13 protein-coding genes are annotated in these 13555 nt (G+C 35.6%); 6 read left to right on the top strand and 7 right to left on the bottom strand.

Going from position 1 to position 13555, the window contains the following annotated elements; translation table 11 throughout:
- Positions 1 to 94: 94 nt before the first annotated feature.
- Positions 95 to 277 carry a hypothetical protein gene (locus NSS78_RS08655; protein ID WP_342468357.1) on the bottom strand — a complete coding sequence of 61 codons (183 nt, stop codon included), beginning with the start codon at positions 275 to 277 and terminating at the stop codon, positions 95 to 97.
- 2 nt (positions 278 to 279) lie between these two features.
- A complete protein-coding gene (locus NSS78_RS08650) occupies positions 280 to 636 on the bottom strand; it encodes a hypothetical protein (RefSeq protein ID WP_342468356.1) in 357 nt (118 codons plus the stop codon).
- A 147-nt stretch (positions 637 to 783) separates the two neighbouring features.
- Here NSS78_RS08650 and NSS78_RS08645 point away from each other — a divergent pair, with 147 nt between their 5' ends.
- The 6 genes from NSS78_RS08645 (at position 784) to NSS78_RS08620 (ending at position 2841) form a co-directional block, all read left to right on the top strand.
- Positions 784 to 1011 carry a helix-turn-helix transcriptional regulator gene (locus tag NSS78_RS08645; protein WP_268412847.1) on the top strand — a complete coding sequence of 76 codons (228 nt, stop codon included), beginning with the start codon at positions 784 to 786 and terminating at the stop codon, positions 1009 to 1011.
- 84 nt (positions 1012 to 1095) lie between these two features.
- A complete protein-coding gene (locus NSS78_RS08640; protein WP_342468355.1) occupies positions 1096 to 1245 on the top strand; it encodes a hypothetical protein in 150 nt (49 codons plus the stop codon).
- Positions 1238 to 1399: a hypothetical protein gene (locus NSS78_RS08635; RefSeq protein ID WP_342468354.1), complete on the top strand. Its 162-nt coding sequence runs from the start codon at positions 1238 to 1240 to the stop codon at positions 1397 to 1399. Before NSS78_RS08640 ends, NSS78_RS08635 begins: the two co-directional genes overlap by 8 nt.
- Before the next feature lie 176 nt (positions 1400 to 1575).
- Positions 1576 to 2121 carry a hypothetical protein gene (locus NSS78_RS08630; protein WP_342468353.1) on the top strand — a complete coding sequence of 182 codons (546 nt, stop codon included), beginning with the start codon at positions 1576 to 1578 and terminating at the stop codon, positions 2119 to 2121.
- 21 nt (positions 2122 to 2142) lie between these two features.
- Positions 2143 to 2466, top strand: a complete 324-nt coding sequence (locus NSS78_RS08625) for a hypothetical protein (protein WP_073979946.1) — start codon at positions 2143 to 2145, stop codon at positions 2464 to 2466.
- 105 nt (positions 2467 to 2571) lie between these two features.
- Positions 2572 to 2841, top strand: coding sequence for a hypothetical protein (locus NSS78_RS08620; RefSeq protein ID WP_342468352.1), 270 nt, complete (start codon positions 2572 to 2574; stop codon positions 2839 to 2841).
- Positions 2842 to 3264: 423 nt separating this feature from the next.
- Here NSS78_RS08620 and NSS78_RS08615 read toward each other — a convergent pair whose 3' ends face one another.
- The 5 genes from NSS78_RS08615 to NSS78_RS08595 form a co-directional block, all read right to left on the bottom strand.
- On the bottom strand, positions 3265 to 5883 hold the full coding sequence (locus NSS78_RS08615; RefSeq protein ID WP_342468351.1) for a hypothetical protein: 2619 nt from the start codon (positions 5881 to 5883) through the stop codon (positions 3265 to 3267).
- Between the two features lie 56 nt (positions 5884 to 5939).
- Entirely contained in the window at positions 5940 to 12647 is a 6708-nt protein-coding gene (locus NSS78_RS08610; RefSeq protein ID WP_342468350.1) for a phage tail tape measure protein, read from the bottom strand.
- A 78-nt stretch (positions 12648 to 12725) separates the two neighbouring features.
- Positions 12726 to 13046: a hypothetical protein gene (locus NSS78_RS08605; protein ID WP_342468349.1), complete on the bottom strand. Its 321-nt coding sequence runs from the start codon at positions 13044 to 13046 to the stop codon at positions 12726 to 12728.
- Between the two features lie 11 nt (positions 13047 to 13057).
- Positions 13058 to 13363: a head-tail connector protein gene (locus tag NSS78_RS08600; protein WP_342468348.1), complete on the bottom strand. Its 306-nt coding sequence runs from the start codon at positions 13361 to 13363 to the stop codon at positions 13058 to 13060.
- The gene (locus tag NSS78_RS08595) at positions 13350 to 13520 is read right to left on the bottom strand and encodes a hypothetical protein (protein WP_268412832.1); all 171 of its coding nucleotides are present in this window, start codon (positions 13518 to 13520) and stop codon (positions 13350 to 13352) included. Before NSS78_RS08595 ends, NSS78_RS08600 begins: the two co-directional genes overlap by 14 nt.
- Between the last annotated feature and the right edge of the window lie 35 nt (positions 13521 to 13555).

Genomic DNA, 13555 nt, shown 5'->3' with positions numbered 1-13555 from the left:
GAAATGACGATCATGAGCAGTAGGAATAGCCCTAATGTGCTCATGATTGTTACAAACAGTAACTCATCTATGAATCTTCTAAATAGCTTCCCCATCAGATTAACCCCACTACAGCTAACTCACCACGATCATAAATCTCAAGCAAATTATAATCATCATCCTCCACGCTATATTGTCCATTATTATGTACTTCAACCACTGTTCCAACCTCTCCGTATAAGTTTAGAACTCTTTGCCCTACAGATAACTTCCAGTTTGGATTAACATTGTTTAACATGTTCATTTCCCCTTTGTAATTGGTTTAGTTGGATCAAGTATGATGCAATCAAATTCAGTTTCTTGATTCTTCGGTTCTAATATCCTCAAGTCGGTTAAGGCTTCCCAAAGCGTGATTTGCTTCAATAGATGTGTAACGACCTCAGCAAGCGTTTCTAAGTCTGCATATGGAACGTTTCTTCCTATATACCAGATCGTTCCCTCATCATAGTTACCGTCAGTTCGTTTAGTGATTTCAGCTAGTACGATCTGACCATCACACTCCCCTACTGCATAGCCTTCTTTAACAATGATTGCTGAGTAAAGATTGTTGATTTCTTGTGTGTTGAATTCGGTTTGAACGATTGTGATATGGTTCATCTAACTCTCCTTCTTTGACACGTTTTTGGTGTTGACTTAATCATAAATCAACACCTTAAAGGTGTCAACACTTTTTTGTAGTCGATTTTTAAGAAAATCCACTTTTAGATTCTGTTTTTTGTTATAATCAAAAAGGAGGTGAAACTGTTGACTAAAATTGTTAAAACAAGATTGAAAGAAATATTAGATGAACGAGGCTTATCAATTAGGGGTTTCGCCTTCGGGAATGACCTGAGATTTGAAACCGTTAGAAGGTTTTACAATAACACCGCTAAACAATACCAACGTGAGACACTAGGCAAGATTTGCGAAGCCTTGGATATAAAAATTGAGGATTTACTTTACATTACAGAAGATGATTCTAATGACTCTTAAGCAAAAGTATTGCTTTTTATTTTTTTGAAATTCGTTAAACAAAACAATTGCAATGGTGATACAAATAGATTAGAGGTAAGCAAAATGGAAGAAAAGCTACTTAATTTAATCGAACAATTGGCTGCGGACGTATCAATCATCAAACAAGATGTGAAGGAAATTAAATCTACAGTTACCAAGTTGGAAGAAAATGAGCAGTTTTATAATTGGGCAGAGGTGAAGCTATATGGCTGAAGCCGAACAAATTCTAAAAGCTATTCATGAACTTTCAGTACAATTAAAAGGAATTGAATGCAATATTGTTGAATTCAGTAATGAAGTAAAAGATGAATTCAATCAGATAAATGAAAAATTAGATAGACAAATAGCCACTTACATTAATGTGTAGGTGGTTTTTTCATGCGTAAATATACCCCTTTTACGCTGTAAGAAATTAGTAATGCATCTAATGAAACAAAGACAAAAAGCATGTGATTTAAATACTATTTCCTCTAATTTATGTAAAATTTATTTCATTTTGTGATATCCTCACTATTGAAAAATGATTAGAAAGGAAGTATTCCAATGAAAAAGTTTTTTGTTAAGATGTTGCTAGTTCTCATTTCAGCAGCAGTATTTATTCCAACTACAGCTACACACGCAGCAGAAAAGGTCGAACAGAAAGAAGATTTGGTAGTAACTATCAAACCTACTGAGCTTCAGAAACAACTTGCTTTAAGAGATGTACCATTAGAAAAACAAGAAGCCTTGATTCAAGCATTTAAAGCTATTGAGAATGCTAACAATGATCCACTTGCTACTACAAATGGCCCTAAAAGTGCGGGTATTAAGGCAGCAATCAAAGTAATTAAAGGTTTAGTAAATAACGACTGGGCACAATGGGTTTTAAAGCAACGTTTTGGAAAGGAAGCAGTAAATGGTACTGTCAAAAATGCAAACAGGATCATTAAAGAATTAGAAAAAATTCTTGATACTCCAAAAAATGCAGCTGGTAGGGCTCGAGAGGTTGTTTCTGCAGAGCTTAGAAAACATATAGATGGAGGTGTAGCTGATACAATCGGACTTGTTGTTGAATACATTGTTCTCACTGCTGATCTACTCATACTTTAGATAAAAGGATGGTGACTATATATGTCACAAAATCAATTCATTCAATTCCAAAAAGCCAATGGTTTAGACGATGAAGACGTTCAATTCCTCATCACTCTCTCAGGAGCATTTTGTAGTTGTGAAGAGGAAGACAAAAAGGCATATGATATAACAAGGTTAGCGTTCATTAGACACTTTGGTGAGGATTTAAACCTTTCAGAGATAGAAGGAAACACTAGAGAAGAATATGAAAAGATCATCAATCAATTTCTAAGCAAGAAGGATAAAAAAATCAATGTAGATGAACTTTTACAATCTTTTTATGCTGCGGATATGATGGATGGATTAAAGAAGAAATTCAATTAACGACCTTCATTTGAAGGTCTTTTTTATTACCATCATTTACATATAGACCCTCTCCTCTATTCTTCTTATTATTAATTTTAGAAATTCAATTAGAGGAGTTTTATTATGGCCAAAACTAATAGAGGAAATTGGAAGGAAAACTTTGAACACGCAAAAAAGAATACGACAGAGATATTAACTTTTCCAGGAAAGCCATACTCAATAGCAATCTTTCCTCAAGTATACGGGGATCTTGTTACAGAAGAAGAATTCTATCAAGAATTAGCAAATATAATCATAAAAGAAGCACGTATGGAATCTAAATATAATGAGGGTGATGAATATGATCGAACAGGACAAAAACAAGCCTCCAAAGAAGAAAAAAGAATCGATTGAAAACTATAAGATTGTTATAGATTTAACTGAAGAAGAAATTGAAGAACACGTAGATGAAATAATGAAGTCAGAAGAATTCTATAAATTATTCGAAAGCATTATGTACAAATATAATCTAGTCTAATAAACAAACCAGTCCTCTCGATCAATTCAAGAGGACTATTTATTTACTTATAAATTCAAGAGCCAATAAACATAATTAAAGCAGCGAAAATTGCAGCGATTACAACTAAAAATAAGACACAGCCTGAAAAAAGGTGGCTTTTCGATCCTGTTTCAAAAAAGTAGGCAATACAAAAGACTAGTCCAATTATAACCGGTATGATGAGTGCTATCACATGAATACCTCTTTCCCTATATGTATGTTGATATATTCATGCAATTATATCCTTTTATAGACATATAGGGCAATATGATTATATATTAACCTATTGCTTCCCATAAATACTTCACATTTGGTTTATTTCCTCGTAAAAGATTATCAGCTCCCGTTTTAAACAGGTTTATACCTATGCTTCCATATGCATCTGTGCCGCCCACCAGAACCAAATTTCCATTTGTTAATTGGTTTATATATCCGAATGAATTCAAAGTTATATGTAAGCTGCTATCCTCTATAGATGTGGAATATATCTTGACGGTGTTAGGTGTGAAACTTAAATCGAGCTGCCTACCTATAGTACCATCTCCAATGTATTCTCCACTTGCATAAACAGCGTTGGCTTGAATATCACTTTTAAGTGCATATTCGCTCGCTTCTAATCCACCTAACTTCATTGCATTACCTGAAATTGATGCCGAAATCACACCGTTTTCATCTCTAACAGGGATGGTATTAGGTGCTTCATGTGCAGCAGTGGTTATTCCATTCAATGAGTCTGCACTTCCTGCAGATTGGATAATCCATTGTTCTCCATCGTATAGTTCAGACTTGTTGTTCACTGGATCAATCCAAAGAGTACCAACGTCAGGATTAGAAGGCTTTTCATTTGTAGCAATCTGATACAACCCATTTACTTTCCCTCTAACCTCTACAGTAGTAGACGGTCTATAAGGATTCTCGTTCGGAGCCTGTGGCTGAACTATATCTGATAACAAAACACCATTTGAACTAATAGAAGTTTCAACATTTCTGTATGCCTGTACTCCAAAGGTGAAGTATTTTGTCGGAACCTGTGAAGTAAATGTAGCAATTCGCTTATCAAATCTAACAGAAATACGTTGTTCCTTAGCTAACGAAGCACCAAATAAGTAAGTGTCTGAATATGTATCAGGATAACAGTGTACGATGAAACCATCTATATTGTATTTATCTTCATCAGAGGTTGGATAATTCCATGACACTGAAATATCAACAGAGCCATTTTCATTTACTTTGTGCGATATGGATTTCACTCCTATGGTTGGAGGAGAAGGAGGAATTGAAATACGATCATTACGTGCATTGTAGTTAGTAGCAAGCCGATCATAGTCAATCTTACGAGTGTTGAATTCAGTAGATGCTTTATCAGCCTTATAAAACAATTGAATGAAGTCATCTTCTTCTTTAGCCTTTTTTCCATTTGTGATAGTAACTGATATAGATGAATCATCAAAATTCAAGCTCATTCCAGCTAAAGTAGCTCTATATTCAGTTCCGAACTCTTTGTTTTGAATTCTAATTATGTCACCTAATGAAATCCTATCCCAATAATCTTTTTCACTTACTGCATTATATAGGTTAACTATGTTTGTCTTAATGTCGATAGGAGGTGATTTCCGTTTCTCCAGCTCTTCGTAGCTTTTTTCATATAGCTCCGTTTCATCAAAAATGTTGTCGTTAGTCCACTCATCTTCAAGTATAAATTTGGACAGCTCATTGGACATATCTTCGCCAAGAAAGTTGCTCATATCTAGTCGTTTTCTAAGCTGCTCAATCTGACTGTTTAACGTGGAAATCTCAGAAACGGTTTTATCGATTTCATTCTTTTTTGTATCAACTTCTTTTTGCTTTGCATTTCGTTGCTTTATTAAATCTTTAGTGTCTCCATCAGTCTCTTTAACCACTTCAATTCGATCTAAAATTTGCTGCAACTCAAGGTTTTTAAGAACGAATAGCTCATTCTCTTGAGCAGTCTTTTTGGCTTCGATTTTCTTTTTGTCATCCAACATTGTTTTGAACTTTTTGGATTCTTTGTCGACAAGTTCATTGTAATCTAATAAAGCATGACAAAGCTCATTGCTCATATAAGCACTTTTCTTCAATACATTTCTTTTATCGTCACGTTGGAATGGTCTCAAAAATAAGCTGAAATCATCAAGATACCCTTGCCCTGTTGGATTTATAGAGTTGATAACAATACCGTCTTTTCCTGTGACGTGTAATCTTGTCACTACTTCGTCCATGCTTCTAGTATCCGTCATATCAATCATGAAGTTGTGAGATGATATCTTAACACCTTTAAATTTAGATATGTTGTTTTTTTCAAAGAAGGATACTCTATCATTAATAGTGTCATATACAGGTACAGCGTCAAACGTTTCACAAATATTCCTTAAAAAATCGAATCTTGATGTAATTGATCCGATAGAAAATGATCGTCTTTTTTCATTAAGCGTGCTTTCAATTTCTCCAATAGTCCAACCAGTTCCCTTAAGACAAACCTCACCAATTTCCTGGAGATTCTTTGATATACCTTCATATTGCCTGATTTTTGGTTTATTTAACATGTAAGGAGTGAGCTGACAATTAACCTGAATCTCAGATTTTTCTTGAGTTGTCGAATCAGTAATACTATCTATTACATAATATTCAGTTCGATTTAAGAAAGTGGCCTTAATCAAGTACCATTCCCTGATAAGTTGAGCAACGTGGTTTGGTTTAATTTCATCACCATATCTAGCTTTAAGAGGGATATTAAATGTTAGATCATTAATGGTAGCATGATTTAGGTTGGCTGAAGCATTCGAGAAATCAACAATATTTGCGATCTTCTTTTTATTTGTTCTACATAGCTCTAATTTAAGCGTACCTGGTTTGAAAGTGAATTCTTCTAGATTCATCTTTTATCTATTACAACTCCTTTAGATTGTAAAAAAAGAGCCTGATTAACAGACTCTTATACTTTACCTTTCATTTGCTTTAACCCTTTGCGAATTGTTTGCAATGCATTATTAGCCCCTTTTTCATCACCAACCATTTTATCAATGTGCATATTCACTGAATAATTGTTCGTAACATTCTTAGACTCTGACACTTCAAATCCTGGAACAGAAAGTCTTGGGATAGCTACTGAAGAAGCAACGTTGTTAAACATACTACGGATTGACTCGTAGCTCTTCGCTATTGCACCCATACTTCGATCTTCTACCTTTGTTTCTCTAAGTAGCTCTACAGCTTTAAGCATATTAACTGAGTCTTGTTTATTGAGGACAATTTCCCCATCATCTACTACAGCTAAAGCGCCTTGGGCTGGAACTTTACCAACTGATCCACCAGTCTTAAAACGAGCGATCTTCTGTCCAGTTGTATTTCCCTTAACAACAACTCCTAAAGCATTTGAAGCCTCTTTAAGCTTATCAATCAAATTGTTAGAAATAGACTTACCGATGGACTCCATATTTGAATTGATGAATTTAGTAAACTCAGAAAGCTTTTTATTGATATCGCTAATCTTACCGTCCATCAATTTTCCTTCTAAATCTTTGAATCCACGTTCATCGTTAACAAGATCATCATATTTTGTATTGATTGATTTTTCGTCTTTTTCAAGTTGATCTTGTAGCGCTTCTTTACGTTTGGAGTTTTCACGATCTTTTAGGAATTGATCTAAATCAAGCTGTTCTTTTTGCATCTGTTCGGTAAGCTCTTTAACCTTTGACTTACCAAACTCAGAGTCATCGAGCGCATATTGGTTTATCTGATCTAAAAGCTTTTGAATGCTTTCCTGACGATCTTTTAAATCCTTTTGGAACTTAGCTTCATCATCTTCTTTATCAATGCCATCAATGATGTCTTGAGTAGCTTTACGAAGAGCTTCAAGCTCGATATCTCGCATTTTCTCATACATCTCTTTGTAGATAGAGACAACTTCATCTGCAAGTGACTTATAAATATCTTTGATGCTTTTCTTGGTTTGATATAGCTCTAGGTTGAAATCCTTTTGTTTATCTTTCCAAGAAGCGATTTCGTCAGATATTTGCTTTTGGATTTCAGGGAAACCCTTAGCTGCTTTCTTTTGTTTCTCCAAATCTTTTATGTACTTTGCAGCTTCCTTTTGTTGCTGCTGAATCAGCTTGATTTGCTGACTATAGTACTTAACTTTATCCTTGTCTTCTTCAGTTGTTTGAATCTTAATATCAACATTCTTAAGTTTTGATTCAGTCTTTTTGACTGACTTATCAATATTGTTAAGAATTTGATCAGTTTTAGATTGAACAATAGTAGCTTGTAATTCATAAACCTGATCTTTGATACTGATAAGATCAAGTTTAGCTTGTTTTAATTCTTCACGTAATTGATCACGTTGAGCAGCGTTTAATTGTTTATTTTGCTTTAGCTCTTTGTTAATCCAACTTACTTTTTGACTCTGAATCTTTTGTTGTGCTTCAACTGCTTTACGTTGTTCATTTGTATATTTTCTAAACTGAGCACTATCGTTGAGATAGCGGCTTGCTTTAGATTGGTTTTGAGCAACTTTCAACTCTAAATCAGATTTACGTTTTTCAAATTCATCAAGCTTTGACTGGACAAGCTCATATTGTAAATCTTGAATTTGGTCTTTAACAGAAGATAGGTCACCTTCAAGTCCAAGTAAGTCAGATTTAGCTTGGGAAATAGCTTGTTGGCGTTCAGCTTCAGAACTAGACAAGTCAGATCCAATTTGTTGCATATATGCTTCTGGATCAATCGCTTTACCGTTTTTCTCAATCTGCATATGAAGGTGAGTACCAGTAGAACGACCAGTGCTTCCCATCTTACCGAGAGTTTGCCCAGCTTGAACCTTTTGCCCAGCCTTAACATTAAGACCTTTTTGCATATGCATATACTTAGCTACGGTACCATCATCTTGTTGGACGACAACCCAATACCCAGCAGATTTAGAGTATGCGGCAGTGAGGACTTTCCCAGATTTTAGCGACTTAATAGGAGTGCCAGATTTAGCAGCTAAGTCTAAACCTTTATGAGGAGCAGAGCGTAAACCTTTTTCTTGCTGACCGAAATGAGATGTTCTTCTCATTGAGTCATAGTAACCAGCAGCCGATCCACCACTAGAGGATAGTGAACCACCCATTTGTTTAAAGTAGTTGTTTACTTTCTTAACGTAATTTTGCGTTTCTTTAATAGGTGGTACGCCGCCATACTTCGTTACATTACCAGGCCCCGCATTGTATGCCGCTAATGCCTTTTCAATTGACCCGAATTTATCAAGCATTTGTTTAAGGTACTTAGTACCACCCATAATGTTTTGATAAGGATCTTTAGAATTCTTAACTCCTAGACCTCTAGCTGTTGCAGGCATAAGTTGCATTAATCCTGTTGCGCCTGCATGTGAACGAGCATTAGGGTTAAAGTTAGATTCTTGTTTAATAACAGCAGCGATTAACGCAGCTGGAACATTGTATTTCGATGCAGCTTGATTAATTATGTTTGAGTACTTACCAGAGTAAGAACCACCTGAAGCAGAATATGAAGAACTAGAAGGGGAGTAGGATGAAGAAGAATCAACAATACCCGTTTGAGCAATGTAGCCAGATTTAATTTGCTCTTTAAGTAACTTAATTTGACTCTTAAGAAGCTTTTCTTTTCTTTCTAACGCCTTGATTTCCTTCTTAATTGAATCACGATATTTCTGTGACCACTTAGGATAGTCATTAGTCTTTCTATTTTGTTCTTCAATCTGCTTATTGACTCGCTCTAATGCTTCTTTATATTTGTCTGCAACATAGATTGAATCTTTCGTTGATTTTGAAGCTTTGTCAGTTGAGTCAGATAGATTTTCGTTTGATGTGCCAACTTCTCCGAGGCTTGCTGATGCCAATTTACTGAAATCGTCCATCTCTTTTGTGAGATCAACAAGGCCTTGTAGCCTTTCTCTTGTTGCGTGCATTTCAGCTTTTTCTTCTGATAATTCACCCATTCCAGAAGTTTTACCAAGTTCTTTGTCGATGTCAGCTAAACTTGCTTTAGCATCCTGGAGAGTCTTAAGAGATCTCACTTCAAAACCATAGCCATTGATCTTCTTAATAGAGTTGTTTACTTCGTTCTTTGTTTGTTGGTTACTAAACTCAACCATATCTCTATACGCTTTAATCTTAGCGTCACGAAGTTTAACAACTGCATTTCTATTTATGCTTACAACGCCATTTTCAATTTTAATTGCGCCAATCAAATCTTTTTCTTTTTGCATCAGTTTTGTGGCTTCAGTAGCAGAAATGTTTTTACCTTCGGCCATCTTTTCTAACAAACCATTTAGAGGGGAAACTTGATCAGCAAGTTGATCATAGATATCTCCAAAGGCTTCAGGTAATAAATCAAACTGACCAGAAGATATAACGTCTTTAAGTGCATCTTTAATTGCATTGGTATCCCCTGCTGCTTCTTTAAGGCGACTGCTTAAATCTGCTACTTTGCTACCTGTTTCGTCCACTGCATCGCCAAATTCGTCATAGGTAACAGATGTGTCATTAACTACACCTTTTAACTTGTCCATGCTGATACTCATGATATCAATGCTTGAACCTGATACCTGGTATTTAGACAGGTATGCCTCTAAATCTTCTTTGGCTTTTTCAAACCCACCTGAGTCACTATCGTCTAATGCTCTTTGTAACGCATCCTGTATTCTACCTAAATTCTTTTCAAATTCCTCAACATCTTTAGGATCAGTCAATTCATCAAGATTAAGTGCATCAACAACCTGCTTAATCTGGTCTTTTAAGCTCGTACTAATTGTTAATTTACTAAACGCTTCAGCAGTTTCAATGATCTTGTCTTTCATTTCATAAGAAGCGCTTACTACTTGCTGACGAATGGACTCCATTTCCGTTTTGATTTTAGCTCTATCCACATCTGTCTTAGATATAGGTGCTTTTGCATTAATGAAGGCATTGTCAGATACAAATGGATTGTCTAAGTCTTTTTGTTTCTTCTCTAATTCTTTATTTAATTCTTTGATTTTGTTAATCGAATCTTGAGCAGTGTCAGAAGCTTTAACTTTAATTTCTTCTTTTTTTGCTTTGATTAAATTTCTAACGGCTTCAGTCTCTTTATCAACTCGTTCAGCAGAAACTAGGTGCGCTCTTCCTGTTGAATCTACACCCTCCACCAGAGCAGGAAACAGATTGGCTAACTCTTGGGTTATCTTTAGATACTCTTGCTCATTCGTTGTTGTAAGGCCACCATCACGCCTAGATTGATCTAATTCCTTATATCTCTTAATTAATTCTTCTGTTTGATCTTTATTGACTGTAAGTGCTTCAATATTTGTATTTTGAGTTTGTTCAAATTCTTCTCTAGCTTTTTTAGCGTCTGAGTATGCTCCTACAATCTTTTCTAGGGCTACTCCAATCAAAATCAAACCTGCTCCAACTACTGTTGCAGACATTAATCCTCTCCAAGCTACAGTCATAGCCTTTGTAGCTAGTGCCGCTCTAGACATCCCTGCTTCAACGCCTAATAAAGCTTTTTGACTTGCACTCAAAGCACCTACGCCAAATACTAAGGCCGTCTGCATAGCTCTAGCTGTCTTACTAAACGCAAATACCGCTGCATTAGCTGTTAGGAAAGCCGTAGGAAGAAAACCAATGGAATTGACTACTCCTGAAATTGCAGCTAACAAGTCGCCTAATACATCAGTAGCAGCGATTAGACCATCACTAATAAAAGCCCTGCTTGCAGCTTCAGAAAGCTCTACAAACTTATTGGAGAGATTGTTTAACCTAGCTTCTAACGATTGAGAATATTTTTCTTGCTCCCTCATCGAGCTACCTTGACTGTTTATGGCCATTGAAGTTGCTTTAGTAGCTGTTTCCCAATTCTCCATTAACGCTAAGAATCTTGTATTTTGGAATTGAGAAGCGATTGTAATACCTAGCTGTTGCTTTTGAGCTTGAGACAGCGTTTTCCATCTTCCAGCTAGTTTTTCTAAGATATCCGCAACAGGTATAGCTTCCCCACCTGCATCTTTAACAGCTATCCCTATTCCTTCTAAAGCTGAAACTGCTTGTTTGTTCGTCTGAATCCTAGCAAAAATTGTTTTTAGGGCGTTTCCAGTAACGTTACCCGACTCTTTTGTACTTGATTGAATACTCGCTGTATAACCAAGTAATTGCTCCATACTTACACCATAAACTTTTGCTGCCGCTGCTGATTTACGCATTGACTGAGCTAAATCTAGTGAAGATGTCTGGAAGTTGTTATCGACTTCATTTAGAGCATCAGAAATTTTGAGGGAATCTTTTGAAGCTATACCGAAGTTGACCATTGCTGATGTAAGAGCCTTAACGGTATCTTCAGGTTGAAGTTGTGAGATATTTTGAAGGACTTGAGAGGTTTTAGTTAGGTAGAGGAGTTCGTCACCTTTATAACCTTGTCTGGCAAATTCTGATGTCATAGTAAGGACATCAGCTACTTTATTAGACAATTCATTACTTAGATCAATTGAACGCTGCAACAACTCATTAAACTTATAATCAGGAGCGTCCATTACTCTTCGGATTTCAGTCATTTTCGAGTCAAGCATGATAGCATTATCGACCATAGCTTTTAGGCCGCTAACTGCACCAAAGAATATCGATCCAGTAATTAAATAGGCTGGCATCCTTGCAAATGCTTCGCCTAACCTACGGCCAAATGTATTAATGTTCTGAGCTGAGTTAGTTACATTTGCTGAAAGCTCTCTGAACTGAACATTTAAGCTCTGCATCTGGTTTTGAAGCTTAGGTGTGCGACTGGTTAAAGCATTTACTGAAGAAAGATATTGCTGAATTGCTTGTGAGTTTGTATCACTTATAGACGAACCATATTGGGATGTTAATTTACTGGCTCTAACTGCAGCAAGCCGTTGATATAACTGAATTTGCCGCTGTATTTCTTGAGTCTTTGCTACTGCTGCTGACTTATCATCTAAAAGCTTTATTTTCCCACGAAGCGCCTCAATTTCATTTGCACTTTGAGCAAGGTTTAGTTTCTTACCTAAAGATGTCAAAGTAACATCTGATACTATTCCTTTTTGGCGTAATTTCTCCAAAGAATCATGTAACGTATCAACAGCTTTTCGCTGCTGGTCGTAATTAGTTACTGTTTTTACAGATTTTAAGCCATTTTTATCAGAGGCGTATGTAACATCATCAAAGCCATTTTTGTACCTTTCGACTTTTCCTGTTCTTCTGCCAGAGCCGTCAGTTTTGTTTACTTCTTTTTGTTTTTGTCCAAGTCGCTCCGTAAGTTGAGTAAGCTTCGCTACTTCTTTAGCTTCTTCTCTTAAACTCTTTGTTGTATTATCAATGACTTTTCGAGTTTTTTCGTGGATTTCTCCATTTTGCTTTATTTTCTGATTGACTGTTTTAATTGATCCATCTGCATTTTTAAAAACAGTCTCATACTCTTTAATGGTTGCGTTGTAATCTTTTAAGCTACGTTGATTCTCCGAAAAGCGCTTTGAAATATTTTCAAGACTCTTTAAGACATCTTTAACAAGATCGATGTCTAATTTAAGACCGTTTACTTTGCCTTGCAACTGTTTAATTTGATTGTTTATTTGATCGACTGATTTTTTCGAGGTGTCAGCCATTGGTGTAACAATAATTTTTAATTGCTCACTCACTTTTACATCTCCTTTTGTAATAAAACAAAAATAAAAAAAAGAAACACCTCGAAAATGTAGTCGAAGCGTTTCTTTTCATTATTTTTTCGGTTTTACAAATACCTCAATATGCTTTCCCCAATCTCTGGGACGGTAAAGAACTTCATATTTAATGTCTTTGTACACTATCTCTGCTCCTGTTTGCAAAAACTTCAAAGGCCTACAAATCAGTAAATCTGTGACATCTGGAAATCTTCCTAAGGCAGACTGATACATCTTTTCATCTAAAGGCTGGAATTCACATTTGTATGGAGTAAATTTCTCTACCTTTTCCATGATTGGTTTCCCAGTGATCTCATTAATCTTTCCAGTTGGGACAGTCTCAATATCTATTTTGTAGAAGGTTTTTTTAAAATTCATGATATGGCCTTTTACAGCAACTTAACTGTTTGATTGTTATTATTATAGTCATCCAACTCATTAATAATATAGGCAGGAATCGTTTCATGAAACGATTCGTTGACAGCTCCCATAGCCTCTTTTTTGACACCTTCATATCCTCTCAGTCTAAATTTAAAAACTGCGATATTTAGAAGGGCTGAATATAATCGATTAGGTATTTCATCTAAGTTACAATGATTTAGTATGAAGTTTTCTGCATCATTAATATAGAGCTGTAAAAGAGTGTCATCAACTTCTTCATCAATTAAAGTCTTAAAATCTTTAAGTCGATTCATTGTCTCCACCTGCCATTTCATTCTCTTCAACTTTAGTTTTGGCTTTCTTAGTCTTTTTTTCTGTGTATTTTTCATAATCCGAATTCTCAATAAGGTATTCATAATGATCCTCTGTTACATTCCATACCAAACCTGTAACTTTATTTTTAATCCACAAATATATCATGCTCCTTTGTTTTAAAAAAAGAGAGG

It is taken from the genome of Bacillus sp. FSL W8-0920 (assembly GCF_038593215.1).
Lineage (GTDB): Bacteria > Bacillota > Bacilli > Bacillales > Bacillaceae > Bacillus > Bacillus pumilus.
This window is presented reverse-complemented; position numbering and strand designations above follow the sequence as displayed.